36 protein-coding genes are annotated in these 25,516 nt (G+C 69.5%); 13 read left to right on the forward strand and 23 right to left on the reverse strand.

Features of this window, described 5'->3' with window-relative positions; all coding sequences use genetic code 11:
- Window positions 1-23: 23 nt before the first annotated feature.
- Window positions 24-461, reverse strand: coding sequence for a DUF4442 domain-containing protein (locus tag ACIQ7M_RS06670; protein WP_103552027.1), 438 nt, complete (start codon window positions 459-461; stop codon window positions 24-26).
- A 367-nt stretch (window positions 462-828) separates the two neighbouring features.
- On the opposite strand from ACIQ7M_RS06670, the gene ACIQ7M_RS06675 reads away from it, so the two are divergent.
- Window positions 829-1,863, forward strand: coding sequence for a hypothetical protein (locus ACIQ7M_RS06675; RefSeq protein WP_355768622.1), 1,035 nt, complete (start codon window positions 829-831; stop codon window positions 1,861-1,863).
- A 60-nt stretch (window positions 1,864-1,923) separates the two neighbouring features.
- Window positions 1,924-3,288 (forward strand): MFS transporter, encoded by a 1,365-nt coding sequence (locus ACIQ7M_RS06680; protein ID WP_403640461.1) that lies wholly within the window; start codon window positions 1,924-1,926, stop codon window positions 3,286-3,288.
- On the opposite strand, the gene ACIQ7M_RS06685 is transcribed toward ACIQ7M_RS06680, so the two are convergent.
- The 3 genes from ACIQ7M_RS06685 to ACIQ7M_RS06695 all read right to left on the reverse strand — a co-directional run bounded on the left by ACIQ7M_RS06685 (window position 3,250) and on the right by ACIQ7M_RS06695 (window position 6,462).
- Complete coding sequence (locus ACIQ7M_RS06685) at window positions 3,250-4,095, reverse strand: spermidine synthase (RefSeq protein ID WP_403640464.1); 846 nt, start codon at window positions 4,093-4,095, stop codon at window positions 3,250-3,252. The two genes, ACIQ7M_RS06680 and ACIQ7M_RS06685, sit on opposite strands and share 39 nt — an antisense overlap.
- A gap of 112 nt (window positions 4,096-4,207) precedes the next feature.
- Window positions 4,208-5,377 (reverse strand): elongation factor Tu, encoded by a 1,170-nt coding sequence (gene tuf / locus ACIQ7M_RS06690; protein ID WP_355768614.1) that lies wholly within the window; start codon window positions 5,375-5,377, stop codon window positions 4,208-4,210.
- Window positions 5,378-5,727: 350 nt separating this feature from the next.
- On the reverse strand, window positions 5,728-6,462 hold the full coding sequence (locus ACIQ7M_RS06695) for a DNA alkylation repair protein (protein ID WP_403640468.1): 735 nt from the start codon (window positions 6,460-6,462) through the stop codon (window positions 5,728-5,730).
- Between the two features lie 50 nt (window positions 6,463-6,512).
- On the opposite strand from ACIQ7M_RS06695, the gene ACIQ7M_RS06700 reads away from it, so the two are divergent.
- Window positions 6,513-7,331 carry a VTT domain-containing protein gene (locus ACIQ7M_RS06700; RefSeq protein ID WP_355768609.1) on the forward strand — a complete coding sequence of 273 codons (819 nt, stop codon included), beginning with the start codon at window positions 6,513-6,515 and terminating at the stop codon, window positions 7,329-7,331.
- A gap of 69 nt (window positions 7,332-7,400) precedes the next feature.
- Here the strand turns inward: ACIQ7M_RS06700 and ACIQ7M_RS06705 are convergent, their stop codons facing one another.
- Window positions 7,401-8,576, reverse strand: coding sequence for a thiolase family protein (locus ACIQ7M_RS06705; RefSeq protein ID WP_403640471.1), 1,176 nt, complete (start codon window positions 8,574-8,576; stop codon window positions 7,401-7,403).
- 158 nt (window positions 8,577-8,734) lie between these two features.
- On the opposite strand from ACIQ7M_RS06705, the gene ACIQ7M_RS06710 reads away from it, so the two are divergent.
- The 3 genes from ACIQ7M_RS06710 to ACIQ7M_RS06720 all read left to right on the forward strand — a co-directional run bounded on the left by ACIQ7M_RS06710 (window position 8,735) and on the right by ACIQ7M_RS06720 (window position 11,028).
- Window positions 8,735-9,196, forward strand: coding sequence for a winged helix-turn-helix transcriptional regulator (locus tag ACIQ7M_RS06710; RefSeq protein WP_403640474.1), 462 nt, complete (start codon window positions 8,735-8,737; stop codon window positions 9,194-9,196).
- Between the two features lie 216 nt (window positions 9,197-9,412).
- Window positions 9,413-10,288: an undecaprenyl-diphosphate phosphatase gene (locus ACIQ7M_RS06715; RefSeq protein ID WP_403640477.1), complete on the forward strand. Its 876-nt coding sequence runs from the start codon at window positions 9,413-9,415 to the stop codon at window positions 10,286-10,288.
- Between the two features lie 509 nt (window positions 10,289-10,797).
- Window positions 10,798-11,028, forward strand: a complete 231-nt coding sequence (locus tag ACIQ7M_RS06720; protein WP_403640480.1) for a helix-turn-helix domain-containing protein — start codon at window positions 10,798-10,800, stop codon at window positions 11,026-11,028.
- Between the two features lie 230 nt (window positions 11,029-11,258).
- Here ACIQ7M_RS06720 and ACIQ7M_RS06725 read toward each other — a convergent pair whose 3' ends face one another.
- Window positions 11,259-11,471, reverse strand: coding sequence for a hypothetical protein (locus ACIQ7M_RS06725; protein ID WP_403640483.1), 213 nt, complete (start codon window positions 11,469-11,471; stop codon window positions 11,259-11,261).
- Window positions 11,472-11,632: 161 nt separating this feature from the next.
- Here ACIQ7M_RS06725 and ACIQ7M_RS06730 point away from each other — a divergent pair, with 161 nt between their 5' ends.
- On the forward strand, window positions 11,633-11,896 hold the full coding sequence (locus ACIQ7M_RS06730; protein ID WP_403640486.1) for a GntR family transcriptional regulator: 264 nt from the start codon (window positions 11,633-11,635) through the stop codon (window positions 11,894-11,896).
- A gap of 239 nt (window positions 11,897-12,135) precedes the next feature.
- Window positions 12,136-12,408 (forward strand): hypothetical protein, encoded by a 273-nt coding sequence (locus tag ACIQ7M_RS06735; protein WP_403640489.1) that lies wholly within the window; start codon window positions 12,136-12,138, stop codon window positions 12,406-12,408.
- A 114-nt stretch (window positions 12,409-12,522) separates the two neighbouring features.
- Here the strand turns inward: ACIQ7M_RS06735 and ACIQ7M_RS06740 are convergent, their stop codons facing one another.
- The 3 genes from ACIQ7M_RS06740 to ACIQ7M_RS06750 are packed head-to-tail and all read right to left on the reverse strand — an operon-like array spanning window position 12,523 to window position 13,352.
- Entirely contained in the window at window positions 12,523-12,807 is a 285-nt protein-coding gene (locus tag ACIQ7M_RS06740; RefSeq protein WP_403640492.1) for a hypothetical protein, read from the reverse strand.
- 19 nt (window positions 12,808-12,826) lie between these two features.
- On the reverse strand, window positions 12,827-13,027 hold the full coding sequence (locus tag ACIQ7M_RS06745; protein ID WP_403640495.1) for a hypothetical protein: 201 nt from the start codon (window positions 13,025-13,027) through the stop codon (window positions 12,827-12,829).
- Complete coding sequence (locus ACIQ7M_RS06750; RefSeq protein ID WP_403640498.1) at window positions 13,020-13,352, reverse strand: hypothetical protein; 333 nt, start codon at window positions 13,350-13,352, stop codon at window positions 13,020-13,022. The genes ACIQ7M_RS06745 and ACIQ7M_RS06750 overlap by 8 nt, the downstream gene beginning before the upstream one ends.
- A gap of 62 nt (window positions 13,353-13,414) precedes the next feature.
- Between ACIQ7M_RS06750 and ACIQ7M_RS06755 the strand changes: the two genes are divergently transcribed.
- Window positions 13,415-13,753, forward strand: coding sequence for a DUF6233 domain-containing protein (locus ACIQ7M_RS06755; RefSeq protein ID WP_403640500.1), 339 nt, complete (start codon window positions 13,415-13,417; stop codon window positions 13,751-13,753).
- 183 nt (window positions 13,754-13,936) lie between these two features.
- On the opposite strand, the gene ACIQ7M_RS06760 is transcribed toward ACIQ7M_RS06755, so the two are convergent.
- The gene (locus tag ACIQ7M_RS06760; protein WP_403640503.1) at window positions 13,937-14,857 is read right to left on the reverse strand and encodes a Ku protein; all 921 of its coding nucleotides are present in this window, start codon (window positions 14,855-14,857) and stop codon (window positions 13,937-13,939) included.
- A 98-nt stretch (window positions 14,858-14,955) separates the two neighbouring features.
- Between ACIQ7M_RS06760 and ACIQ7M_RS06765 the strand changes: the two genes are divergently transcribed.
- Together ACIQ7M_RS06765 and ACIQ7M_RS06770 are read left to right on the forward strand one after the other, a co-directional pair.
- A complete protein-coding gene (locus ACIQ7M_RS06765) occupies window positions 14,956-15,141 on the forward strand; it encodes a hypothetical protein (RefSeq protein WP_403640506.1) in 186 nt (61 codons plus the stop codon).
- A 70-nt stretch (window positions 15,142-15,211) separates the two neighbouring features.
- Complete coding sequence (locus ACIQ7M_RS06770) at window positions 15,212-15,418, forward strand: hypothetical protein (RefSeq protein ID WP_403640509.1); 207 nt, start codon at window positions 15,212-15,214, stop codon at window positions 15,416-15,418.
- 74 nt (window positions 15,419-15,492) lie between these two features.
- Here ACIQ7M_RS06770 and ACIQ7M_RS06775 read toward each other — a convergent pair whose 3' ends face one another.
- Complete coding sequence (locus tag ACIQ7M_RS06775) at window positions 15,493-15,684, reverse strand: hypothetical protein (RefSeq protein ID WP_403640512.1); 192 nt, start codon at window positions 15,682-15,684, stop codon at window positions 15,493-15,495.
- Between the two features lie 2 nt (window positions 15,685-15,686).
- Window positions 15,687-16,262, reverse strand: a complete 576-nt coding sequence (locus ACIQ7M_RS06780) for a recombinase family protein (protein WP_403640515.1) — start codon at window positions 16,260-16,262, stop codon at window positions 15,687-15,689.
- Between the two features lie 328 nt (window positions 16,263-16,590).
- Between ACIQ7M_RS06780 and ACIQ7M_RS06785 the strand changes: the two genes are divergently transcribed.
- Both ACIQ7M_RS06785 and ACIQ7M_RS06790 read left to right on the forward strand, forming a co-directional pair.
- Complete coding sequence (locus ACIQ7M_RS06785; RefSeq protein WP_403640518.1) at window positions 16,591-16,920, forward strand: GNAT family N-acetyltransferase; 330 nt, start codon at window positions 16,591-16,593, stop codon at window positions 16,918-16,920.
- A 2-nt stretch (window positions 16,921-16,922) separates the two neighbouring features.
- A complete protein-coding gene (locus tag ACIQ7M_RS06790) occupies window positions 16,923-17,285 on the forward strand; it encodes a hypothetical protein (protein WP_403640521.1) in 363 nt (120 codons plus the stop codon).
- Window positions 17,286-17,338: 53 nt separating this feature from the next.
- On the opposite strand, the gene ACIQ7M_RS06795 is transcribed toward ACIQ7M_RS06790, so the two are convergent.
- From ACIQ7M_RS06795 to ACIQ7M_RS06845, 11 genes are all read right to left on the reverse strand, one after another.
- On the reverse strand, window positions 17,339-17,500 hold the full coding sequence (locus tag ACIQ7M_RS06795) for a hypothetical protein (RefSeq protein WP_403640524.1): 162 nt from the start codon (window positions 17,498-17,500) through the stop codon (window positions 17,339-17,341).
- Window positions 17,501-17,514: 14 nt separating this feature from the next.
- Window positions 17,515-17,841, reverse strand: coding sequence for a hypothetical protein (locus tag ACIQ7M_RS06800; RefSeq protein WP_403640527.1), 327 nt, complete (start codon window positions 17,839-17,841; stop codon window positions 17,515-17,517).
- A 1-nt stretch (window position 17,842) separates the two neighbouring features.
- On the reverse strand, window positions 17,843-18,277 hold the full coding sequence (locus ACIQ7M_RS06805; RefSeq protein ID WP_403640530.1) for a hypothetical protein: 435 nt from the start codon (window positions 18,275-18,277) through the stop codon (window positions 17,843-17,845).
- Entirely contained in the window at window positions 18,278-18,649 is a 372-nt protein-coding gene (locus ACIQ7M_RS06810) for a hypothetical protein (RefSeq protein WP_403640533.1), read from the reverse strand. It abuts the gene before it with no gap.
- Between the two features lie 19 nt (window positions 18,650-18,668).
- Window positions 18,669-19,508 carry an N-acetylmuramoyl-L-alanine amidase gene (locus ACIQ7M_RS06815; RefSeq protein ID WP_403640536.1) on the reverse strand — a complete coding sequence of 280 codons (840 nt, stop codon included), beginning with the start codon at window positions 19,506-19,508 and terminating at the stop codon, window positions 18,669-18,671.
- A gap of 2 nt (window positions 19,509-19,510) precedes the next feature.
- Complete coding sequence (locus ACIQ7M_RS06820) at window positions 19,511-20,338, reverse strand: hypothetical protein (RefSeq protein WP_403640539.1); 828 nt, start codon at window positions 20,336-20,338, stop codon at window positions 19,511-19,513.
- Window positions 20,339-20,403: 65 nt separating this feature from the next.
- On the reverse strand, window positions 20,404-20,889 hold the full coding sequence (locus ACIQ7M_RS06825) for a hypothetical protein (RefSeq protein WP_403640542.1): 486 nt from the start codon (window positions 20,887-20,889) through the stop codon (window positions 20,404-20,406).
- A 2-nt stretch (window positions 20,890-20,891) separates the two neighbouring features.
- The gene (locus tag ACIQ7M_RS06830; RefSeq protein ID WP_403640545.1) at window positions 20,892-21,527 is read right to left on the reverse strand and encodes a hypothetical protein; all 636 of its coding nucleotides are present in this window, start codon (window positions 21,525-21,527) and stop codon (window positions 20,892-20,894) included.
- Window positions 21,528-21,535: 8 nt separating this feature from the next.
- Complete coding sequence (locus ACIQ7M_RS06835) at window positions 21,536-22,201, reverse strand: hypothetical protein (protein WP_403640548.1); 666 nt, start codon at window positions 22,199-22,201, stop codon at window positions 21,536-21,538.
- On the reverse strand, window positions 22,198-23,289 hold the full coding sequence (locus ACIQ7M_RS06840; protein WP_403640551.1) for a DUF5047 domain-containing protein: 1,092 nt from the start codon (window positions 23,287-23,289) through the stop codon (window positions 22,198-22,200). Before ACIQ7M_RS06840 ends, ACIQ7M_RS06835 begins: the two co-directional genes overlap by 4 nt.
- Before the next feature lie 4 nt (window positions 23,290-23,293).
- Window positions 23,294-25,516 (reverse strand): hypothetical protein, encoded by a 2,223-nt coding sequence (locus ACIQ7M_RS06845; RefSeq protein WP_403640554.1) that lies wholly within the window; start codon window positions 25,514-25,516, stop codon window positions 23,294-23,296.

Raw genomic sequence — 25,516 nt, forward strand, 5'->3', positions numbered from 1 at the left:
GGGCCCTGGGGGTGAAGTCCGTCTCAGCCGTTCGGGCGGAGGGTCCAGATGACCGTCATCTCGCCGGTCACCGCGCCGTCACCGCGCTGGATGGCGATGGCGACCGGGAACTCGGGGCGCTGACCGGCGTCGAGCTCCGCGACGACGTCGGCGGCGGGCCGTCCGAGCGTGGCGGTGGCCGTGACGGGGCCCATCGCGAGCTTCTTGTACGCGATCTCGGCGCTGACCGCGAGCGGCACGGCGCGGGAGAGCTGGTCCCCGAAGGCGGCGAGCACGATGGCCCCGCTCGCCGACTCCCCCAGCGTGAACATGGCGCCGGCGTGCGGTCCGCCGACATGGTTGTGGAAGTCGCCCTGGTCCGGGAGCGCCACGACGGCCTTCTCCGGAGTGGTCTCCACGAACTCGAGGTTCAGGGTCCGGGCCATCGGCACGGTCGCGGCGAGCATCTCGCCGATCGTCATCTGGTCTGCGCTCATACGACGATGTTACCCATGGGTAGCAATCCTTGGCCAGCCCCGTGACCTGGCGCCGAAGTCGATCAGTCACCTCGCAGGCGGAGCCGCACTCCGGGACGAGATGCCCGACGCGGCAGCCCTGAAGATCCTCGGCACCCGTCGTCCCCACGACGACCCGGCGGGGGCCCGACTTGGGACCGGTCGGCGTCGAGGACAGCGACACAACCGCGGCCTGAGCCGGCACCGGATGCGGTGCGGGCCTCGATCCGACGCGGTGCGAGCCGGGATCAATGGGACAAGTGGCCTGACGGTGCGGTCGTTTTCGGGGACCGCCGTGGCACCCGGGTCGGGGCCCCCTCTATCGTTACCAGCCATGTGGCCAGGACAGCAGCCGCCCGGGGGCGAGCAGAATCCGCAGGACCAGAACCCGTATCAGCAGCCGGGTTACCAGCAGCCGAATCCGTATCAGCAGCCGGGATACCAACAGCCGGGGTACGCGCAGCCCGGCCCGTACGGACAGCAGCCGGGGCAGCCTCAGTGGGGAGCGCCGTCGGATCCCCTCGGCTCGCCCCAGGTGCCCGGCGGCAACGGCGGTGGCGGCAACAAGACGAAGATCACCGCGATCGTCGCGGCCCTTGCCGTCGTGATCGCCGCCGGGGTCACCGGTTACCTCGTCCTGGGCGGGAACGGCGACTCGGACGACAAGGCCGGCGGGGACACGTCCAAGTCCCCGAAGCCGTCGGCGTCCACGTCGGCGAGCGCGAGCGAGGCCGACCCGCGCGGCGGCGGCGACGAGAAGGCGACGATCGCCGGCTGGAAGGTCGTGGTGAACCCCAAGTGGGGCACCGCCTTCGACGTGCCGTCGGACTGGAACGTCAGCACTTCCGGCACCTTCATCGGCTTCGAGGACGACAAGAAGGGCGACGGCTCCGTGCTCATCGGCATGTCCGCGCCCGCGTTCCTCAAGGAGAAGTGGTGCACGTCCGACGCGGACAAGGACGGCCGCACCGACGACACCTCGCTCGCCGCCGCGGGCACCAAGGGCCAGAGCGGCGCCAAGAACACCGACGACGTGGCACGCAACGACTCCGCGTGGTGGGTCTTCGGCGGCTACACCGATCAGAAGACCGCTTCGAAGAAGCTGCTGAAGATCGGCAAGCCGGAGGCGTACACCACGGCCTCGGGCGTCCAGGGCAGCGTCGCGACGACGTACTCCAAGGGTGTCGCCAAGAAGGGCAAGTGCGACTCCGACGGCAAGGCGACCACCTTCGCCTTCAAGAACTCGGCGGGCGACTTCGTGTCCTGGACGCTCTACGGCGCCAAGGGCGTCTCGGAGGAGATCCCGGACGCGACCGTGAAGAAGATCCTCAGCACCGTACGGCTGCACGGCGACCCGACCGGGTCCTGAGCCCCGAGCGTGTTCCGCGGACACCGCCGCACGGGGTGAATGCCCGCAAGAGTGCAGGTCATGGGTTTGGCAAGTCGGGCACCGGGCGGCGATAGTCTCCCGGTGACCTCAGCCGCCGACCGCGCCCGACCCTCCCGCCGCCCCTCCTGGGCGGGCCGGAACTACAGCCTTCTGACGGCCGCCGCCGTCGTCACCAACCTGGGCAGCCAGGGCGCGCTGATCGCCGCCGCGTTCGCGGTGCTCGCCGCCGGCGGCGACGGAGGCGACGTCGGTCTGGTGGCCGCGGCACGAACCCTGCCGCTGGTGCTCTTCCTGCTGATCGGCGGAGCCGTCGCGGACCGGCTGCCGCGGCACCGGGTGATGGTCGCCGCCAACGCCCTCAACTGTGTGTCGCAGGCGGCGTTCGCCGTACTCGTCCTCTCCGGCGAGGCACGGCTGTGGCAGATGATGCTGCTGTCCGCGCTCGGTGGCACCGGGCAGGCCTTCTTCAACCCGGCCGCCGAGGGCATGCTCATGTCCTCCGTCCGCGGGGAGCAGGCGAGCCGCGCGTTCGCGCTGTTCCGGATGGCGATGCAGGGCGCGGGTGTCGGCGGCGCGGCCCTGGGCGGCGCCCTGGTGGCCGTCATCGGACCGGGCTGGGTGCTGGCCGTGGACGCGGTGGCCTTCGCGGCCGCCGGCGCCCTGCGTGGCTTCCTCGACGTCAGCCACATACCGCCGCGTGAGCCGGGCGGCGGCCTCCTCGCCGATCTGCGCGACGGCTGGCACGAATTCGTCGGGCGTCCGTGGCTGTGGACGATCGTCGCGCAGTTCTCCGTGGTGGTCGCGGTCGTCGGAGCGGCGGACGCGGTCTACGGTCCGCTCGTCGCCCGGGACAGTCTGGGCGGGCCGGGACCCTGGGGCCTGGCGCTCGGCGCGTTCGGCGCCGGGACCGTGGGCGGCGCTCTGCTCATGACCCGCTGGAAGCCCCGTCGCCTGCTGCTCACGGGCACCCTGTGCGTCTTCCCGCTCGCGGCACCCGCCGCCGCGCTCGCGGTCCCCCTGCCGGTGGGACCGCTGTACGCGGTGATGTTCGTCAGCGGTACGGCGATAGAGGTGTTCGGTGTGTCGTGGATGACGGCGCTCCACCAGGAGATCCCCGAGGACAAGCTCTCGCGGGTGTCGGCGTACGACTGGTTCGGCTCGATCGCTATGGTCCCGCTGGCCACGGCGCTGGCGGGTCCCGCGGAGCAGGCCTTCGGCCGGACGCCCGCGCTGTGGGGCTGCGCGGCGCTCGTCGTGCTGGCCACGGCGGCGGTGCTGTGCGTCCCGGACGTCCGCAATCTGACGCGGCGAACGCGGGCGGTGGCGCAGGGCGCACCCGCCGCGGTGCCCGGCACGAAGCGGGCGTCAGCCGATGCCGAAGGACCCGCCGGGCGGCTCGGGTGAGGGAACCGCGTCCTCGTCGCGTACCGGAGCGGCGTCCGCGATGAAGTCCCGCAGCGCGGGACCGTGTTCGACACGGGCCGGGAAGGCGTCGGCGGCCGTACGACGGGCCAGTGCCGCCGTGTCGAACGGCTCGTGGGAGGCCACGAGCACGGCGTTGCCGAAGCGCCGGCCGCGCAGCACGCCGGGTTCGGCGATGAGGGCGATCTCCTCGAAGACGGTGGAGAACGTGGCGAGCTGGGAGCGCAGGAAGGCGAAGGGCGCCGCGTCCGCGAGGTTGGCGAGGTAGAAACCGCCGGGGCGCAGCACACGTTCGGCGGCGCTCGCGTACGCGATGGACGTCAGGTGCGCCGGTACACGCGAGCCGCCGAAGACGTCCGCGATCAGGATGTCGGCGGAGGCGGGGGTGGCGGCTTCGATCCAGGCGCGGGCGTCGGCGTGGTGCAGCTCGACGCCCGAGCCGCCGGGCAGCGGCAGGCACTCGCCGATCAGGTCCAGCAGGCCCTTGTCCGCCTCGATCACGTCCTGGCGTGAACCGGGCCGGGTGGCCGCGACGTAGCGGGGCAGGGTCAGCGCCCCGCCGCCGAGGTGCAGCACGTCCAGAGCGCGCCCCGCCTCCGCCACCGTGTCCAGCACGTGGCCCAGCCGCCGGGTGTACTCGAACTCCAGGTGCGTCGGTTCGTCCAGATCGACGTACGACTGGGGCGCGCCGTCCACGGTCAGCAGCCACGCCCGCTCGCGGTCCACGTCGGGCATCAGCTTGGCGTTCCCGTGATCCACGGCCCGCGTCACGGGTATCGGCTCGTCCACGGGTCCATTGTGCGGTACCCCGATCGACGCCCTGGCGGGCGACGGGAACGGGGCCCGCCACGGTGTGGCGGGCCCCGCGTCCCCGTTCGCGGCCGGGCGCCGGCGCCGGGCGTCAGCCGACCGACGTCACCGTCCCGGCGCCGACCGTGCGGCCGCCCTCACGGATCGCGAAGCCGAGACCCGGCTCCAGCGGCACCTCGCGCCCGAGTTCGACGGTCATGACGACCGTGTCTCCGGGCCGGGCGACGGCCACCTCGCCGAGGTCGACGTCGCCGACCACGTCCGCGGTGCGGATGTAGAACTGCGGCCGGTACCCGGTGGAGACCGCTGTCGTACGGCCGCCCTCGCGTGTCGACAGGACGTACACCCGCGCCGTGAAACGGCTGCTGGGCACGACGCTGCCGGGCGCGGCGGCGATGTGCCCGCGGCGTACCGCGTCGCGGGGCACCCCGCGCAGCAGCAGCGCCACGTTGTCGCCCGCCTGCGCCTCCTCCATCGGCTTGCCGAAGGTCTCCAGGCCGGTGACCACCGTGTCGACGCCCGCGCCGAGCACCTCGACCCGGTCGCCGACGTGGATCGTGCCTCGCTCCACGGCACCGGTGACGACCGTTCCGCGTCCGGTGATGGTGAGCACGTTCTCGACCGGCATCAGGAACGGAGCGTCGAGATAGCGCTCGGGCATCGGCACATAGGTGTCGACGGCGTCGAGCAGCGCGTCGATCGCCGCCGTCCACCGGGGGTCCCCTTCAAGGGCCTTGAGGCCGGACACCCGTACGACGGGTACGGAGTCGCCCCCGTAGCCCTGGGCGGAGAGCAGCTCGCGGACCTCCAGCTCGACCAGGTCCGTGAGCTCCTCGTCGCCCGCGTCGGCCTTGTTGAGGGCGACGACGATGTGGTCGACGCCCACCTGCCGGGCGAGCAGTACGTGCTCGGCGGTCTGCGGCATGATTCCGTCCAGCGCGGACACGACGAGGATCGCCCCGTCGAGCTGGGCCGCGCCGGTGACCATGTTCTTGACGTAGTCGGCGTGGCCGGGCATGTCCACGTGCGCGTAGTGCCGGGTGTCGGTCTCGTACTCGACGTGCGCGATGTTGATGGTGATGCCGCGCGCGGCCTCCTCCGGCGCCCGGTCGATCCGGTCGAACGGGACGAAGGTGCCGGAGCCGCGCTCGGCGAGGACCTTGGTGATGGCGGCGGTCAGGGTGGTCTTGCCGTGGTCGACGTGACCCATGGTGCCGATGTTCAGGTGCGGTTTGGTGCGCACGTAAGCCGTCTTGGGCATGGCGGTTCCTCGAAGCCTCTTCGGTGTCAGCGGAGCTGAGTGATGGCCCCGGCGCGTACCGGCCGGGACGGGGACCCCCAGGAGTGACCGACCCTCCCCCTGCGGGGTCCGCCGGACGTTCCGGGAAGGGTCAGCTTCGGGCGCCGTCGACGGCTGCCGTGGTGATCCGGACGGCAGCCTTCGGCGCATCCGCGACTGCGGATGCTGCGAGGAGGAAGGCGTACCGGAACATGAGGAGATCATCTCCGACGGGTCTCCCCGCGTCGAATGATTTTCGGCGCCCGGCGGACCGGTGGGGCGGGGGTGGTGCCGCGGGGGCCGTGGGGTTCGTCCTGGGGGCGTCCGCCGGCTCAGGGACCGATGTTCTTGAGCGCCTCGCGCACGGACAGCGGCGCGAGTTCCGCCCGCTCGGCGGCGACGAAGTCCCGTACGGCGTGCGGGTCGGTCCTGGCGTACTCGCGCAGACACCATCCGATGGCTTTGCGGATGAAGAAGTCGGGATGGCCGGCCTGCCGGACGCAGTACGCGAAGAGCCGCCCGGTGTCGGTGGCCTCCTTGTACCGGAGCTGATGGAGCAGCGCCGTACGGGCGACCCACAGGTCGTCGTCCTCGATCCAGGCGTCCATGTCGGCGCGCAGGCGCGGGTCGGCGGCCACCAGACCTCCCACCACGTGCGCGGCGAGCGCGTCGACGGTGTCCCACCAGGAGACGGTGGACACGAGATGCCGGGCCACCGGCAGGAAGCCCGACGACAGGCGCGTGACATGGCGGCGCAGATAGTCGACGGCGAAGTACTGGTACTCGCGTTCCGGCAGCCGCCAGCAGCGCAGGGCGAGCGCGGCGCAGTCCTTCTCGTCGGGCCGGGCGGTGTCCAGGAGCACGGTGCGGGAAAGGGCGCGGCGCTCGGGCGTCGTCAGGCCGAGGAAGGGAGCGATGTCCTTCATGTACGCGCGCATGGACGCGGCCCGGTCGGGGTCCGCCGCCGCCGGGTAGACGGTGGTGAGCCGCTCCAGGAGCAGGTCCGCGAGCGCGCTGTCCGGCACCTCGAACCGCGCACGCGACGTTCCGGAAGCTGTGACGCCCATGAGACGAACCATACGGCGGTCACACACACGCGTCGGCTAGTGTCACCGGAATGCTCGATGCCACCACCCGCTCTGGGGGCACCGCCACGGCCACTCCCCAGGCCGCCGCAACGGAGCTCACCGTCGCCACCGACCTGGTCGTGGGCCCGGAGATCGCCGTCGCCGCACCCACGGTCCCGACCGCCCCGCGCACCGATCCGGCCGCACGCCTCCTGAGAGCGCTGCTCTCACCCTGGGCGCGGCTCTCCCTGCTCGTCGTGCTGCTCGCGGCGGCCGCGTCGAGCGTGTTCCTCTTCGACCCGCAGCGGCTGCTCGCCGACGGCTGGCCGCCTCAGCTCGGCGGCGCCGCGGCGGCCGTCGCGTTCGCGGCGGCGTACGGGCTGTGCACGGTCGCGTTCGTGCCCCGGCCGCTGCTCAATCTGGCGGCCGGTGCCGTGTTCGGCTCCCAACTGGGCCTCGGCTCCGCACTGGTGGGCACGGTGCTCGGCGCGGGTGCCGCGTTCGGACTCGGCCGGCTCCTCGGGCAGGACGCGCTGCGGCCGCTGCTGCGGGCCCGCTGGCTGAAGGCCGCGGACGGCCAGCTCAGCCGGCACGGCTTCCGCTCGATGATGGTGGCCCGGCTGTTCCCCGGTGTCCCGTTCTGGGCGGCCAACTACTGCGCTGCCGTGTCCCGCATGGGCTGGCTGCCGTTCCTGGTCGCGACGGCGCTCGGCTCGATCCCGAACACCGCCGCGTACGCCGTCGCCGGGGCCCGCGCGTCGTCGCCGACCTCCCCCGCGTTCCTGATCGCGATGGCCCTGATCACGGTTCCCGCCCTGGCCGGAACGGTGGTGGCCTGGCGCAAGCGCCACCACCTGCGCGGCCACTGAGACCCGCACGGCACCCGTACGAGGGAACGACCGCGCACGCTGCGACCGCGCCCGGCGGGGGCGCACCCGCTACGGACGCACCGCTTCCAGGATCATCGCGTTCGCCAGTCCGCCCGCCTCGCACATCGTCTGCAGGGCGTAGCGGGCACCCCGGGCCCGCATGGCGTGGACGAGGGTCGTGGTGAGGCGGGTGCCGCTCGCGCCGAGCGGGTGGCCGATCGCGATGGCTCCGCCGTGCACGTTGACCTTGGACAGGTCGGCGCCCGTCTCCTGCTGCCAGGCGAGAACCACGGCGGCGAAGGCCTCGTTCACCTCGAAGAGGTCGATGTCACCGAGGTCGAGACCGGCCTTGCGCAGCACCTTCTCGGTGGCCGGGATGACACCGGTGAGCATCAGCAGCGGGTCGGAGCCGGTGACGGCGAAGCTGTGGAGACGGGCGACGGGCCGCAGGCCGAGGCGGGCGGCGGTCTCGCCCGCCATGATGAGCACGGCGGAGGCGCCGTCGTTGACCGGGCTCGCGTTCCCCGCCGTGACGGACCAGTCGATCTGCGGGAAGCGCTCGGCGAAGCCGGGGTCGTAGTACGCGGGCTTCAGCCCGGCGAGCACCTCGGGGGTGCTGCCGGGGCGGACGCTCTCGTCCCGGGCGAGACCTTCCAGGGGCGCGACCTCGGCGTCGAACAGACCGCCGTCCCACGCCTGTGCCGCCTTCCGGTGCGAGCCGATCGCGAACTCGTCCATCCGCTCGCGGGTGATGCCCCACTTGGCGGCGATGAGTTCGGCGCTGATGCCCTGCGGCACCAGACCCTCGGGGTAGCGCTCCGCGACGCCGGGTCCGAATGGGTCCGCGCCCGCCGGCACGTTGGACCACATCGGCACACGGCTCATCGACTCCACGCCGCAGGCCACGACGATGTCGTACGCCCCCGACATGACGCCCTGGGCGGCGAAGTGCACCGCCTGCTGGGACGAGCCGCACTGGCGGTCCACGGTGGTCGCCGGGACGGCGTCGGGGAATCCCGCGGAGAGCACGGCGTACCGGGTGGTGTTCATGGCCTGCTCGCCGACCTGGTCGACGGTGCCGCCGATGACGTCGTCGATCAGCGCCGGGTCGATCCCGGAGCGTTCGACGAGCGTGCGGAGGGTGTGGGCGAGGAGTTCCACGGGGTGGACATGGGCGAGCGAACCGTTCGGCTTGCCCTTGCCGACGGGGGTGCGTACGGCTTCGACGATCACGGCGTCACGCATGGGATGCCTCTCAGGTCGGTCGGTCTCTGAGGTGGGGGAAGCGGCGACCGGTCGGGGCCGGCCACCGCACCGAGTGAGTAGGTTTTCCAAACCCACTAAGTGACCCAAGAGTAACAAGGTGAGTTGGAATATCCAACCCACCTTCGTAGACTGGCGGCATGAAGGACCCCCGCCCCTGCTCGATCGCCGCGACGCTCGCTCTCGTCGGCGAGAAGTACTCCCTGCTGGTCCTGCGCGAGGTGTCGCTCGGCGCGACGCGCTTCGACCAGCTCGCGCGCAACATCGGCGCCCCTCGGGACGTGCTGACGGCCAGGCTGAAGCGCCTCGTCGACGCCGGGCTGCTGGAGAAGGCGCAGTACAGCGACCGCCCCAGGCGCTACGAGTACCGGCCCACGCGCGCGGGCCTCGAACTGAGCCCCGTCCTGCTGATGCTGATGTCCTGGGGCGACCGGCACCTCCAGGAGGACGGCTTCCGACCCATGGTGCTGGAGCACGCCTGCGGCCACGAACTGGTCCCCCGGGTCGTCTGCCGGGAGTGCGGCGAGCAGGTCGAACACGACTCCCTCACGGCCCACCCGCAGGCCCCGGGCTGGACGGTGACGGGACCGGTGCCGGAGTAGCCGCACGGGGAGCGGCGGGCGAGGGATGGCGGGAGAGCGGTGACGGGACACGGCCGGCCGACCGCTGCGCAGCGTGGGCGGACCGTCACCGAAACCCCCGTGGCCGGGCCGTGGGCCACGACGGTTAGGCTTCCCTGAGCGTCCGTGACCGCCGCACACCGCGGTCGGGCGTGCCCATCTCCCGTTCCACGATCAGCACTTGGACCACGTAACTTCATGTCTTGGTTTCAATCCCTCGTCCTCGGACTCGTCCAGGGGCTGACCGAATTCCTTCCCGTCTCCTCCAGCGCGCATCTGCGGCTGACCGCGGCCTTCGCGGGCTGGGACGATCCCGGCGCGGCGTTCACCGCGATCACGCAGCTCGGCACGGAGGCCGCGGTGCTGATCTACTTCCGCAAGGACGTGGGACGGATCCTGTCGGCGTGGTTCCGCTCGCTCACGAACAAGGCGATGCGGCGCGACCACGACGCCCAGATGGGCTGGCTGGTGATCGTCGGCTCGATCCCGATCGGCGTGCTCGGGATCACGCTCAAGGACCAGATCGAGGGGCCGTTCCGCGATCTGCGGGTCACCGCGACCATGCTGATCGTGATGGGCATCGTCATAGGCATCGCCGACCGGCTCGCGGCCCGCGACGAGACGGGCGGCAGGCACCGGGCGGCGAAGCAGCGCAAGGTGCTCGAGGACCTGAACACCAAGGACGGCCTGCTGTTCGGCGTCTGCCAGGCGATGGCCCTGGTCCCCGGTGTCTCCCGGTCCGGCGCCACCATCAGTGGCGGCCTGTTCATGGGCTACAGCCGCGCGGCGGCGGCCCGCTACTCCTTCCTCCTCGCCATGCCGGCCGTCCTCGCGTCCGGCACCTTCGAACTCAAGGACGCGGCCGCGGAGGGCCACGTCTCCTGGGGACCGACCGTCTTCGCGACGATCATCGCCTTCGCGGTCGGATACGCCGTCATCGCGTGGTTCATGAAGTTCATCTCCCACAAGAGCTTCATGCCGTTCGTCTGGTACCGGATCGCCCTCGGATTGACCCTGTTTTCCCTGGTCAGCATGGATGTCCTGAGTCCGCACGCGGGTGAATCCGCGGGCTGACCGGCTCCCAGTGTGCGTGTTCGTGAGTGCCCGATTTCGCGCAATGCTTCGCATCATTGCGCAGATTCGCGTAGCTGGGCGGAGCGTTTCGGAGGCCATTTCTCCCAGCCGTCTCCCAGTTGAGTCCACCCTGGACATGGCACCGCCCTCCGGATCGCCTCCTTGGGAGGTGGGTACGGCGATCCAGAGGGCGGCGATTGGACCGGCTGCTGTCGTATGCGGGCCGGCTGTCTAGGGGTGGGGTCGAGCCGACTCACGGGCGGTGCAGGCTGGTCTCGGGTTCTGAGCGGGTTCCCGGCCTGCCTAACCCGATGTGCCGGCGCGGGGTTGTTCACTCGATCGTGTGAACATACATTCGATTTCCGAACAGTACTAGCAGCCCTGCGATCTCCGTCTCCCTTCGCAGGGCGCGGCCGACCCGGCGGGGTCGGCGGTTGGTTATTTCATGATCGAAAACTGCCGCAAAACTGCTGCTGACTTACGACCATGATCGTTAAAGCGTTAGTCGGGTGCCCGACGAGCAACCTCGATGGATCATCGATGCCCGCAAGGCCGTCGGCGACCGCATACGCGTCCGGCGCCTCCACCAGAACATGACCCAGGAGAGCCTTGCCCACACCACCGGACTGGACCGCAGCACGATCCAGCGGATGGAAGCCGGGCAGGAGATGAAGCTCAGCCACCTGCTCCTGGTGGCCCATGAGTTGCGGGTCCATGTGACTGACCTCCTCCACGGCTGAGCAGCCACAACGGCCGTTTCGAGCCGTCTGGCTTGAACGAGAGTCAACCTCACGTTTCCCCATTGCGGAAGGCTGCATGCCGCATGAATCTCCACGGCATGCACACATTCACCATGCCTTCGTAGCCGTCAGGCGAACCTGTGGCCTGGGCTTTTCCGGCAGGCCGTAACACCGATGCCCAAATCGACTATTGACGCGAGCTCTAATCTTCACAAAAGCTGACTCTGGAGTCAGGAGCGAGCCGCGTCGAGCGCCTGATAGGCCCGGTACAGCCCGTCGGACTCCTCGCAGCGGCCACGACCGATATGCCGGCAGTCCGCGCAGGCGATGGCGTGGTCGACGTACTTGCTCCACGCCTCCTGTAACGGGCTGAGGCGGGCGCCGGAGACTATGACCGGCGGGCGGGTTACGGCTCCTGGGGGTTGCTCTCTACGCTCGTCCACGTCGACGGCTCCTTCGTCGGCCAGCCTCCGGGGTTGCGTGGGCCGCGGCCTCGGAGGCGTCGTGCAATTTCAGGCTAGCCCGACTTGTATCGCCCTGTCTCGCTACGTCTCGGTACGTAGCTGCCGATGCCGCTCCGTCGAGGCGTGTCTAGCTTCGGATCATGGCGACTGATCCTGACGCACAGATCGACCACGAGGGCCCCGTCACCCCCTACCGGCAGCTGGCGGACATCCTGAAGGCCCGCATCGCGCGCGGCGACTGGGCCGAGGGCCGGCCGATCGCCAGCGAGACGCGGCTGGTGCAGGAGTACGGGCTCGCCCGGTCCACCGTGCGGCGGGCCATCGCCGCGCTCGCCGAAGAGCAGGCCGTGTGGACGGTGCAGGGCCGCGGCACCTACGTGGGACAGCCCCCAACGGAGGGCTGACCGCTGTCAGACCCCGCCCCTAGACTGATCGCCATGCCCCCCACTCCCCCGGCGCAAGATGATGCGCCGCCCTCTGCTGCGGAGCTGAACGCTCAGATCCGCGCCCTGTGGATAGGGCCGGGCGGGCATCCCGCAGTAGGGCTGACGGATGCGCAGCGGGCCGAGTACCGCCGACTGTTGGCCGCACTGGACGCGCTTGAGCACGGGGACATCGTCGAAGCGGCGTAGGATCCGCACTCGTGAGCGACGCACCTTCGAACGACCTGATCGCCCTGGAACAAGCCTCCATGGACGCGCACGCCCGGCTCCTCGAACTGCAGGAACGGTACGGCAGCCCCTCCGCGGGTGACGGCTGGAGCGAGGAGCAGCACGCCGAGTACGGGCAGCTGTGGCGGGCCTGGCGGGAAGCGGCCCTCAAGTTCCACGCCGCGCTCCCCGGCGGCAGCGACCGGTACGCCGAAGAGATGCGGGTCAAGGCAGCCGTGCGGCACCCGGCGACTGAGGCGGCCTAGACAGCAGCGAGCCCCGCCGGGCATCACTCCGGCGGGGCTTCAGCAGCATCCCCGACTTGGTAGTCGTGAATGCTTGTGCGATCAGCGTAACGGCGGGCGCTGACAACGAGGCCGTCAGCGCTTGACAGTGTGCCCGCACCCTTCGAGGACGATGAGCGTGCCGACGTTGCCTGCGAACTCCCGGAACAAGCCGTTACTGTCAGGCGTCGTGGCCGCGATGGCCTCAGCGCGCACGGCGCTGTTCGGCTCGGCGCAGATCGGGCAGGTGACAGGGCGCCTCGCGGCCTGGGCCTGGGCCAGCTCGGCGCCGAACGCCGCCGTCCAGTAGCCGTCGGGGTGCTGCCACTCTTCGACGGGCCCCGTGAGCGTCGTGCCGCCGATAGGCGAGTAGTCATCCATACGGCCAGGATGGCAGAAGTCAGTCCTCGTCCGGCCATCTGTGGATAACCCGCTCCTCGACCTCGTCGACGAGGGTGATGTGGGCGCCGGGCATGCTGCCGCACTCGCCGATCCAGGACCTGAACTTCCGCTCAGCGGTGGCCTGCTCGTTCCACCAGCCGTGCATCGCGGGTCGCCCCTCGACGGCGAGGAGCAGGTGGTAGCGGCCGGGGTCATTCACGCCGGTCGTCCTCGATCATCACGTGCAACCGCACGCCGGCCTCGAGCGCCGCGTCACGGAGAACGGCCAGGGTGTCCTCGAGGGGAGCAGCGGTGCCGCTGGGTCTCGAGGATGTGGCAACGAAGCACGGGCCGCACCGGTCGATCCAGCGGCTGCCGAGGGTCGGGACGTCGATGACGCCGGCGAGGGTGGCAGGTCGACCGCAGCGTAGGCAGGCGTGCTGCTCGGTGAGGTGGCTGCTCGAGCGGTAGGAGGCGTTGGGTGGGGCGGGCTCGAGGTCGGCTGGGTCGATGCCGAGTAGTTCCAGCAGGTCAGGAGAGTCCACGGCTGTCCCTTTCGCTCGAGCCCGATGTGACCTCGGCAGAGTACAGCCCTATTATCGAACACGTGAACGACCCCGTCATGCCGAGACTGGACCTGCTCCGCTTCCTCGAACGCGTCCAGGAGCAAGACCTCGACCGCACCCGCCGATGGATCGAGGACGAGGAGACACGCGAGCGGGAACGGGAACGCGGCATCCAAGCCAGGCCACCCGCCCCCGACTGGATGATCGAGCGCGGCCTGGACGGACACACGCCACCCGTCTACGTGCACCGCGGCGACTGCCACATGGCCGGCAAGCGCAGCCGCGGCGTCACGGAAGACCAGGCGCGCCGGGCGCTCGCCGAGCGGGTCGACGCCTGCCCCCACTGCCGGCCAGACACAGAGCTCGGCATCCTCGACTGAGGACAGCCGCTTAGCCTCCCGAGGGGGCCGGGAGGTGCGGCGGGCTCAACCATCCGCGCAGCTCAGACGGGAACCCAGTGCGGTCCCCCACCGGGAGAGGACGGTGGGGCCCCGCACGCACACCATGCACCTGGAACCAGCCATACGGCTAGATCAAGGCTGGATGTTTTCGGTCCGCTGGCGCTAGGCGGTCCGCGGTTTCCGCGTCGCCTTCTTGGCCGCCGTCTTCTTTGCCGCGGTCTTCTTGGCCGGCTGCTTCTTCGCCGACGCCTTCTTCGCGGTCTTCTTCTTCGGCATGTCGTGGACGGTGGCATCCTCGCCGCGGGACTCACGGGCCTTCGCGACGGACTCCTTCAGCGCGGCCATCAGGTCGACGATCTGCCCCGGCTCCTTTGGCTCTTCCCCTGCCGTCGGCGGGTCCCGGTGCTCGCGCTTGGCGTCGATGAGCTCCTCCACGGCCTTCGTGTACCGGTCCGTGAACTCCTCGCCTTCGAGGTCGTCGCGGGTCAGCCGGTCGATCAGGTGCTCCGCCTCGACGAGCTCCTGCTCGGTCAGCTCCACCGCCTCGGGCGCCAGCTCGGCCGGGCTGCGAACCTCGTCCTCCCAGCGCATCGCATGCAGGACGATCACGTCGTCGCGGACCCGCAGCAGCCCCAGCCGCTCACGGCCAGACCAGGCGTACTTCGCCACGGCCACCTTCGACGACCGCTGCAAGGCTTTCACCAGCAGCATGTACGGCTTCGCCGCCACCTGCCCGTCCGGCTCCAGGTAGTAGCCGTCACCCACCCGGATCGGGTCGATGCTCTCGGCCGGCATGAACGCCACCAGCTCGATCGCCTTCGCCGTGGGCAGCGGCATCTCCCGCAGCTCCTCGTCGAGGACCGGGACGATGGTGTCCTTGGCGTACTCGTAGCCCTTGCCGATCTCGGCCGTGGAGACCTCGCGGTCCTCGATCTCGCAGTACTTCCGGTTCCGTACCCGGCCCATGTCCGAGAGGTGCACCCGGTGGAAGTGGATGCTGTGATCCTCCGTCGCCGAAACGACGTGGATGGGGACGGTGACGAGACCGAACGAGATAGCGCCTGACCAGATGGTTCGGGGCATGGCAGACCTCCGCGACGAGCCCCCACCCCGCCACGCTACGACGGCGGCCCGGCGACCGCACACGGGCCGCTGTCAGTCCCACCAGCGATGATGAGCCCATGGCGATCACGATCACGAACTATGGCCTCACCTGGACCGACCCCGACGGCACGCCCCGCGCCTCCGTCGTCAGCTACGACCAGGCCAGCGCCGACGACCGGAAGGCGCGGCTGGAAGCCGGCGGGGCCACGGACGTGGAGATCGTCGAGACGGAGCCTGGGGAGCGGCTCCAGCCGAAGGGCTGACAGCCGGTGGGCAAGCGCGACGGGATGGAGCGGAGGGAACGCTCGGGCAGATCGGCCTTACCTTGCTGCCATGAGCAAACCGAAGACGATCTACTCACGATCCGAGGCTCACCGTCTCCGCGACCAGCCCTGCATCGACTGCGGCACGATGAGCCGAATCGACCGTCAGCTCCAACGCGACGAGTCTGGCGAGCCTGACCCCGACGTCTCCGTCCTCTGGTACTGCCCTGACGTGCTCTGCAACGGGCACGACGGTTTCTCGATCGAGGACCAGTAGGCTGGCGCGGCGACGCCCCCGCCACTTTCCCTGGCGGGGGCGTCGCATTTGGAGCGGCTTCCCTTCGAGCGGCGTCAGTTCTCTTTTTTGAAGTGGCGAGTCAGGACCCAAGCCGAACCTACGCTCGCGAGGATGCAGACCACGAGGCCGAGCACCAAGCGCGGCCACCCGAGGTCGTTCCCCGGGAGGACGATGGCAGCGAGCGTGGCCAGGCCCGCCGCTACTGAGGCCAAGACGGTGAGCTGCATCTGACTGTGCAGGTCCATGATCAGGCTTCCTTCCTGTCGAGGTACCGGTAGATGGTGGTGCGGGCGACGCCGAGTTCGTCGGCGATGCCCTGCACGGTGTGCTTGCGCTTGCCGTCGTCGCCGAGCTCGTCGTACATCTCCTGGGCGAGTTGGACCTGGCGCGGCTTGAGGGCCTGCTTCCTGCCGCCGACCCGACCGCGGGCGCGTGCCGCGGAGAGACCGTCATGGGTGCGCTCGACCATCATGGCGTGCTCGAACTCGGCAATGGCGCCGAGGATCTGGAAGAACATCCGGCCCGTGTGCGTGCTCGTATTGATGCCCTGGTCGATGACGACGAGGTCGACGTGCTGGTCACGCAGGCGGTCCGACAGGTCGATGAGGTTCTTCAAGGAGCGGCCAAGCCTGTCGAGCTTGGTGATGACGAACTGGTCGCCCTCTCGGGCGGCGATGAGTGCTTTGTCGAGCTCCGGCCGTGAGGCGAGCTTGCCGGAGGCCTTGTCGACGAAGACGCGGTCGCAGTCGGCGGCCTTGAGGGCGTCCTCCTGTGCGTCTGGGTTCTGGTCGCGGGTCGAGACCCGGCCGTATCCGATTCTCATGGACCGAGCGTAGCGCTTGCGAACCGTTTGTGCGACATAGCTCAGGACACGAGTTTTCGTCATTCTCGTGCTGCGGCAACGAAGTTGAAGCCGCACTGCCCAACATTCGTTCGTTTCTCGACACAGGCTCGACGCTCCCGAAGACGACGACGGGCCCCGCTCCAACGAAGGAGCGGGGCCCGGGTATCGCATGTTATCGAGAGCTCTACAGCGCAACTCTGTTCACCGGAGGACCGTTTGGCGAGCGGTGCGAACCTGCAGACAGGGCTACAGACGACATGTAGAGTGGTCTACAGATGGAGCGAGGGGCGCTCCAGAGGGGACCATCATGCTGACGATCACCCACCGCACCGGCGACTACTACGGCGACGGCAGCAGCAACCTCATCTGGGAAACCCGCGACAGCGCCGACATCCTCATCGCCGAGCTCTACGTCTCCACCGACCGCCACGAGATCATGAACATCTGGGTCGACGAAGACCACCGCGGCGAAGGCCACGCCCGCCGCCTCTACGAGACCGCCACCGAGCAGGCCGAGATCTTCCACGCCCCCGCCGCCCACTGCACCCCCGAGGGCGACGCCTTCGCCGAGGCCGTCGGCGGCGACACGATCTCCTACCCCTGCGACTGCCACGCCTGCGACAACGAGGAGAACTGACCATGCAGCAGCACGAACTCGAAGCGTGGCTCGGCGACGGACACGGCCTCGACGCTGACGAGCTCGCCGAACTCCTCAACCAGGCAGAAGACATCGAAGCCCGCTACCCGGACGCCGACGACCAGCCCGAGCGCGACGCCGCCCTCACCGTCGCCTACCGGCTCATGACCGAGCCCACCGAGGACGTCCTCGCCGACTACGGCCAGCAGCGCGCCGCCGCCCGCGCCGCCTTGTCCGCCACCTCCGCCGCACTCCAGCAGGCCGCACGCACCGTCATCGCCCACGACAAGCTGAGCGAGGCCGGGTTCGCCCGGGTAGCTGGAGTCGACCGCATGTCTGTGCGGAAGTGGACTGGAAAGCGCTGACACGACGAAGCGCCCTCGCTCCCCTGCCGGTTGGCAGAGGAGCGAGGGCGCTGCTACTCGATCTCGTCGTCGGGTGGCCAGTCGGGTTCGAGGAACGGCTTGGTGGCCGGCGCAGGGATGGGCGGCGGGTCTCCTCGGCCGAGCTGGACGAGGCTTGCCACATCCGCGGCGGAATCGTCGAGGCGCGGTCGCCGCTCCTGGGGCGGTTCAGGCATTCGTACTCCAGGTCTCACACGTCGATGGAATCCAGGTAAGGGCGGGCCCTCGGCGGTATCGGCCGCGGCGCCGGAGGCTCCCCACCCGCCCTACGGATGTATCCGACGAGACGCCCGCGGTCGGTGACGAGCCACGCGATGGCCGCGCCCTGGCCGGTGATCTGCTCCTGCTGCTCGACCTGCCGGAGTTCGAGCCGCTTGATCTCTTTGTCCATGCGGGTCGTGACCGTGGTGAAGTCGTCGCGCCGCTCCTGCGACTTGGTGCGCTTTGCCGACCGTGCGGCCCACGCGGCGAGGCCTCCTGTCGCGATCGTCCCCAGGACCGACGCAATCCCGTTCACGTCAGGCGTCATACCGCGGCTCTTCTCTCTTGGGACGTGGCGGCTCCCCCCAGCCGGCCACGACCATGATTCCGATCGCCAGGCCGCCGTACAGCGCGCTCGCGATCCACCCTCTGGGGTACTGCCCCTGCCACCAGGCCACGAAGTACGAGATGACCCACGGCAGGACGATCAGCGGAAGGGCCAGGAACGCGAACCGGTCGCTGCCTTGCGGCAGGAACGCGGACACGATCGCGACCAGCCCGGCTGTGATCCACAGCCAGCCCCACACCTCCAGCGGCACCCGGTCCAGCAGCAGATGCAAGCCGCGCTGATCCGGCGGAGGGGAGGTGATCTGCCCGTAGCCGATCAGGCCCCACACTGCGCCGAACGCCAGGAGGAACGCGCCGCGGCGGCCGAGCAGCCGCATGACCCGCCGGGCCGCACGGCAGCGCATTCAGACCGCCTGCGGGCTGGACTTCGCCGCGGCGGGTGCAGGCAGCGGGGGCACCGGCGCTGTCACGACCTGCCGGACCGCGAACTGGGCGACGGCGGTGATCAGCGACAGGACGAGCGCCTGCTTCTCCGCGGACCAGTCCAGGCCGAGGCCTGCGGCGAGAACGATGACCGCCTGCGCGAAGCCGGTGATGGCGGCGATGACGCCGTCGTGGACCATGACGGCGACGATGAGGCCGAGCGCTGCGATGACGACGGCGTTCACCCAGGCCTGCTTGGTGGCGTCGAAGTCGGCGACGAACGCGCCGATCACCTGGAGGAGGATGCTAGCGAGGGCCGCCCAGGCGGCCGGTTCGCGTCCGATGATCTTCATTGGGACTCGATTCTTCTGGTCAGTCGGTGACGGTGAAGCCGTGCTTGGCGCCGAGGCGCTTGAGGGATGCGGCGCCCGGGATGCCGTCGGCCGCGTCGCCGATGTAGTTGCCGCCGGCCGCCGAGCGCTGCCAGCGGGCGTAGGCGCCGACGGTCAGGGATCCGAAGGAGCCGTCGACGTACTGGGCGGAGAGGAAACCTTCCGCCTTCAGCGCCTTCTCGACGATGAGGACGTCCGCCTTGTGCGTGGTGTGGCCCTGGGCTGCGGCCGGGTCGTGCTTCGCCGCGTAGATGACGTGGGCGAGGGACACCTTCGGCTTGGCCGGCGCGGGCGTGCCGGGATCAGTTGCCGTTCCGGCCGGCCGGGGTGCGCCCTTCTGTACCCAGGCGTACAGCGGCCCGCCGGGGCAGGCGGTGGCGTAGCCGTCCTTGTGCCCCTTGATCTCGCTTCCGGCGCCGTGTTGGCGGAGCAGCTCGATGCCGTCGCGGATCGCGCCGAGCATCAGGTCGTTCGGCTCGGTCAGGCCCTCGCTGCCGACGAGGCCGACGATCGCGTAGTGCGCGATGTTCAGCGGCTGGTTGCCGTTGGCGCCGGTCCGCTTGTCGATACCGCGGCCTTCGAGGAGATAGCCGTGCGGGCAGCCGCCGTAGTTGTAGGCGATGTCGGAGTAGTTCTCGACCTTGTTCGCCAGGTGGCTCTTGCGGATGGCCTGCCACTCGGCGAGGCATGCGGCGTGATCCGCGAGCAGCTTCGTGCTCACCGCGGTCCCCTCGTAGTGGACCTTCACGCCCTTCGTGGACGTCTGCGTCGGTGCGGCCGAGGCTGGCCAACCGAGCTGAGCGCGGGTAACGAGCTTCATGGTCAGGCTCCGTTCGCGGCAATGACGTTGTTGTCGCGTCCCCACGCCTGCATCAGATCCAGCGCCTCAACCAGGCGAGGATCCGGAGCAGGAGTGGGCGCGGGAGGAGGGGTGGGCGCCGTGGCCCAGGCGGGAACGGTGACGTCGCCGTGCTGGGAGAGCAGCCACTGCAAGTCGGCGGCATCGATCCACGCGGAGCCGCGTACACCCCAGCTCTCGCCCCACGAGTTGTCGATGCGGAACTGGCCCGAGCCCGCGTCGTAGGCGGAGATGACGTACTCGTGGCCGCCGGCGACGTCGGAGTCCCGGTCGACGGTGAGGGTGCCGACCGTGGTGGGAGTGAACATTGAGTTCAGCCACACGGTGCCGACCATGACCGGGCCGCTCTGTAGCGCCGACTTGAGGGCTGCCAGCGAGAAGGTGTGGGTGTAGCTGCTCGCCAGGCCCAGCTTCTTCAGGGCTTTCGCGGCGCCGAGTCCGCTGCTTCCGGTGTCGGTGGGCAGGTACTGGCCGGTGAACTCGTCGAGCTGGGTGGCCAGTGAGTAGACCTCGACAGCGAAGTCCTCGTCGACCGGCAGGACATGGCCGTCGATCACGACCGAGGTAAGACCAGTGCGGCCGAGGAAGTCGGTTCCGACGAGCCCGGCGGCTGCGTTTCCGGTGCAGGAGCCGAGCTGGCCTTGGTCGAAGATCGGGGTGCGGCGGGTCCAGTCGACGGATTTGATCGCGCTCTTCGGCAGGACGCCGTGGGCGTAGTCGAGGGATCGCCGGTCGTGCTGGACGTGGCGACCGAGCCGGGGGTCTGTCGGCTCGTAAACGTGCGTACTCAAGAGCCCTCCCGGGCATGCCAATGGGCGCTCAGGAAGTCCGGAGCGCTGGCTGGATGCGTGGACGGTCAGGTGGCCGCTGTGTACCGGCGGACGGTGAGCTGCCCGTAGGCCTGGTCGACGGTGATGGACTGGCCGTCGGCGGCCGTGGACATAGCGTCGCCGCGGAGCGCGATCGTCATCCGATGCCCGGTCGGCCAGTCCGCGGGGACCGTGTACACGGTGTCGGTGAGTAGCGGCATGTGATGGCGGTCGTGGGAGACGTTGTCGCCGCACAGGCTGGAGATCTGCGTCCAGTCGTCGGCTGTCACCGGCGGGTCATCCACGTCGTACTGCCACAGGTGGTAGCCGACCCCGACCGTGTAGCTGGGGGCCGTGTCGTTCGTGACGCGGGCCCTGGCAGACACGTCCAGGACGTCGCCCGCGGACACCGGAACTACGACCCGCAGCAGCGTCCGGTACCCGAGGCCGGGGCCCAGGCCGATCGGCAGGGTCTTGGCCGGCACCTCCGTGGTGGCGTGCAGGCCGGCGAGGATGAGCGCGGCGGTAGACACGATCAGGTCTCCTTGACGTGGAGTGTGGCCGGGTAGGTGGAGCTGGCGGTGAGGTCGGCGAGCCCGGTGCCGACGCTCTTGACGGTCACCACCCAGGTGGTTGAGCCGGCTCCAGGGGTGTCCCAGCCAGCCGCCGTACACGACTCGCCTGTGGCTCCCACGGTGGAGAAGAGCACGCCGCCACCCACTTGGGTTCCGGACGTGGTGGTGCCGCGGCGGATCAGCAGGTCGACGCGGTCGCTGGACGCGGACGACCGGACCAGGCCTGTGGCCTGGAGTCGGTAGGTGGTGGACGCCTTGGTGGCGAGAGTCACGGACAGGCCGGTCAGGATTTCGCTGCTGGTCTGGGCCGTGTTGGTCAGGAGAACTGCGGATGCCTCAGCTTTGGTGCCGATCTCCACCCAGGCTGTTCCGGTGTATACGTACAGGCGGTCGACGTCCTGCAGGTAGGACACCATGCCTTCGACGGGGGCGGTCGCCCCGGTGAGGGCTCCGGCGCGAGCCGACGAGGAAGCGAACCGCATCACCGATCGTGGGGCGATGCCGTTGGCGATGTTCTTTGCGAGGGTGGCTGCGTCGGGTGCGTCCGTCAGGGCAGAGATGCTGACGCCTTGCCCGTAGTCGTCCGTGGTGGCCATACGGGCTCCTAGGCGATCTGGTAGGTGAGGCCGAGCCGCAGGATGTGCCCGGAAGCCAGCGTCGCCGGCGCCGTCGGGCTCATGTTTGCCGCGGTCGCCGGGGTGGCGGAGGTGGGGAACGTCGCATTCATCGACGACGAGTTGGCGGAAAGCAGAACCTGACCGATGTAGGTGCTGCCCGCGGTGAGGCGGGCGCTGCCCTGGTACTCGACGATGTCGTTGGCCGAGGTGAAGGGCACGCTAAACAGGTAGTTTCCGGTGCCGTAGGTCGTCGACGAGCCGGTGACGAGGCGAATCGATACGTGACAGGTCTTCCCGAACAGCGAATAGCGGCCCGTGATCGTGCCGTTGACGACGCTCGGGTTGGTGGTGGCTGCCGTCCATGCCACGTTGTACGGCACCCAGGGAGGGTCGGCGACGGACAGCATCCTGCCCAGGGCTAGCAGGTTCCCTGAGGATGCCTGCGTGAGTGCGATGACGTCGCCGACCAGGGCGTTGCGGTAGAACTCGGCGCGGCGAATCCCGGGAATACCATCGGCATCGACTGTGCCGTTGCTGTTGACGGCGGTGACGGTGGCGAGCCGCCAGTCCGCGCCGCGCACGGAGGGTGCCTGCTCGCCGGCCCGTTGCGCCTGCCGCTTGAGTGCCCAGGCGAGGTCGCGGTGGACGGTCACGCGTCCTCCTTCGCCGCGATCGTGCTGATCGGGAAGTCGCCGCCGAGGTCGAGCGGGACGGAGAAGCTGGCGACCTGCTGGAGTTCGCGGGTGCCGTCCGGGTGCGCGATACGCAGTACGTCGCCCGGTTCCAGTGCCGGGTTGGGCAGGCTGGCGATGTCGCCGGAGGCGTTCGGGGTTCGCGTGTTCGCCAGCTGGAGTGTGGCCGCGGCCTGGCATGCGCCGACCGTGGTCAGCGTCGGCGACGTGTAGAAGGTGGGGCGCCTTCCGAACGGTCCGCTCCAGTACGTCGGCGAGTTCGGGTCGCTGTCGACGACCAGTGCCGATATGGGGGCCACGTTGTCTGTGGTGTTCTCGCCCCTTGCCAGGACTCCGTTGTAGACGCGGTCGCTGGTCATGCCCCGGCTCGCCCGGATGTAGACGCCGCCCTCGCCCGAGGCGATTTCCCACACGGGGGTGGCGGTGAGCAGGTCAGGCAGGGTGGAGACGGCGAACGTGCCGTCTGCGGTGGGATACACCTCGGCTCCGGCCGCTGCGGCGATCTCCTGGCAGGCAGCCCACGCGTCACCCTCGATGTCCCAGGATCGTGTGCCGACAGCCATGTCGCTGATGGTGGAGATGATCTGAGCGTCGGGGATGGATCGGACGATCAGTGCGGTCAGCGCGGTCACGACGGTGCCGGTCGCTGTGTAGGGGGCGGTGAACTTGTCGTCGGCGATGACCGCCGAGAGGTCTTTGCCGTTGAGGGTGACGGGGCCGTCGTTGACGTCGCCGCTCACCTCGTCGAGCCGGAAGAGGCCGAGCGGCACCAGCTCGCTGCTGCCGTCGCCGTAGTAGACGCCCCGGCTGATGCGTAGCTTTGCCCCGTAGGTGGCGAGCTGGTCTGTCGCCGTCCTCGGGATCAGCGACGGGTCGGGGCACGTGACAGTGCAGGTGCGGCGGATTGCCTGCGCGCGGTCTACCGTCACCGACCCTCCCGTGTGCGGCAGGTCGACGACCTCGCCCGTCGTGAGGAACAGCTGCACACGGGTGGCTACCTGATGCGACTCGGCGAGCCGCGAGAGGAGCCGGTCGGAGACGGGATACACCCCATCACCTCCGATCCAGGAACACGTCTTCCCAGGTGGCGAAGGTGTTGCGGACCTCTGCCCAGGTGTCGAACTCCGAAAGGATGTCCTGCCAGGTGCGGCCGGAGGCTCCGTTCACGCCGGTTGTGACCGGCATGTCCGTCTGGACGAGCGGCAGCGTCCATGCCCGCCATGGCTCGTCGGCGGGTCCGCCGATCCTGCCCTCGGTGATCTGGCCGACGCTGATGTACATGTCGTCGACGCCGAGTCCCGGCGTGGCCTGCCAGAGCAAAGTGTTGCCGTCGTCCAGGAGGAGGTGCAGTGCTTGACGTTCGGCGTCGGTGCGCGTCCAGATGGACAGTTCGCCTTCGAGGCCCTGCCGCACATCGGAGAGTATGACCTTGTTGCGCCGGCCTCGGACCACTGAGATGGCCTGTTCGATGGGTCGCTGCCAGTCCGGTGCGGTCTCCATCAGCACCCGGACGTTCCTCTGTGGATTGCCGGGATCCTTCAGCCAAGCCTCGTTGATATCGGCGAGGGTGAGGGTGACGTATTCGCTGTCTCGGGTGCCCGCGGTGAGGTCGCCGACGATGTTCTGTTCGATGTGGTAGCGGATCGGTGTCGCGAATGGCGCCTCATGATCCTCGATGATCATCAGGTCGGAGATGATGACCTGGTGGTCGATCAGGCCTGATGCTCCGCGCACCAGGCTGCGCGCACCTGATTCGTCCTCTCGGTACACCGTCAGCTCGTAGCCTACGTACAGATCCCGCAGCGTCAGCCTGATGTACCCGTCGTCGTCAACTGCCTCCACCGCGGTCTGGGGAAGAACCTGCCACAGCACCATGGCGTCGACATGCACCACGCTGCTTGTTGCCGAGGCTGTGGCCACGTACTCGACCGCGGCCTGTGTGGCCCCGGCCGGGGCCACGGCATCGGTCGGCATCGCGTACCACGATGATCCGGGAAGGCTGTACGACGTCCCAGTCGAAGCCCCGAGGTCGACGTTGGAGGCGTCGTACCAGCGGATCTTGACGTTGATGCTGCTCCACGATCCGGCCGCCGGATGCGCGATGATCTGCGCCCGGTGATTCTGGCCGGCCACCACCCCGGCGAAGCGCGCGGATCGGACCGTGGATGCGGTGGCCGTGGACGAGGTGATCGATAGCGCATAGGAGCCGTCGAAGGACGAGGTTCCCCACGGTGTCGTGCGCGCCAGCGTGGCCACACCGGTCGGTACCGTCCACCCGGCGATCCCCTGCTCGATGCTGGAGTCCGCATACGGCAGGATGCTGCCCGCCTGCAGCTCGGGCGCCACGGTGACGACGATCGTCTCCACGCGCAGCACCTGAGCGGCCGTAGCCGAGTCCAGACCGACCGCCACCGAACACGTCGCTGCCGTCGCCGGAGCGACCATGGAGGCGCGCTGCCGGTACATGCCCGTGCCCGGAGCCGCGAGCGTGGACTTCTGGGCGCCGACCTGAGTGCCGGCGCCGTTGTAGAACCGCAGTTCAATCCATGCGGTTGAACCGCTGGTGGGCGGCTGCAAGTAGGCGTAGGCCAGATATTCGGTGCCCGGCGTCACCGTCGCACGGTCCGCGGCCAGCATCGAGGCATTGCCGTTTGCGGTGACAGTCATCGCCGCGGTGTGGCCGCCGGCCGTGTAGTTGTCGACAGCCCACGCCACCACTGGCACCAGACGGGAGACCGTGGCGTTGGTGAGCGTCGTCCAGGCGGCGACGTCGATCTCGGAGGACTCAGTGCTGAACGGCAGCAAGTTGCCGGTCGTGCGGAGCGGCAGGCCGAGGTAGACGTTCTCCCAGTAGTGGGTGACGTTCGCCCCGGCTTCCGTCGACGACAGCAGCACCTGCGCCTGCGTGGCTCCGGCCGGCGCCGCACCCGCCACGCTGACCCGGTGCCAGGACGCCGAGTTGCCGGTGGTGGTGACGGACCAGGTGATGGAGAGTTCCGCCGAGCTGCTGTTCAGCCAGCGGATGCCGATCCGCTCCGACGAGACGCCTGACGTATCCGAGAACGCGTAGTAGACGGTGCCTGCGGTGATCGGGTACGAGGAGACGGTGCGGGCCTGCATGTCGCCTGCTGCCACCGACTTGACGGCCAGGCAGCCGTCCCCGCTTCGGCCGCCCGTCCCCTTGCTGATCGTGCAATTCAGCTTGACGGTCCACCCGGAGGTGTTGGGGTCGACGGTCTCGGTGGTCGAGCTGAGAAAGTTCCCGGGGATCGGCAA

It is taken from the genome of Streptomyces sp. NPDC096324 (assembly GCF_044763015.1).
GTDB lineage: Bacteria > Actinomycetota > Actinomycetes > Streptomycetales > Streptomycetaceae > Streptomyces.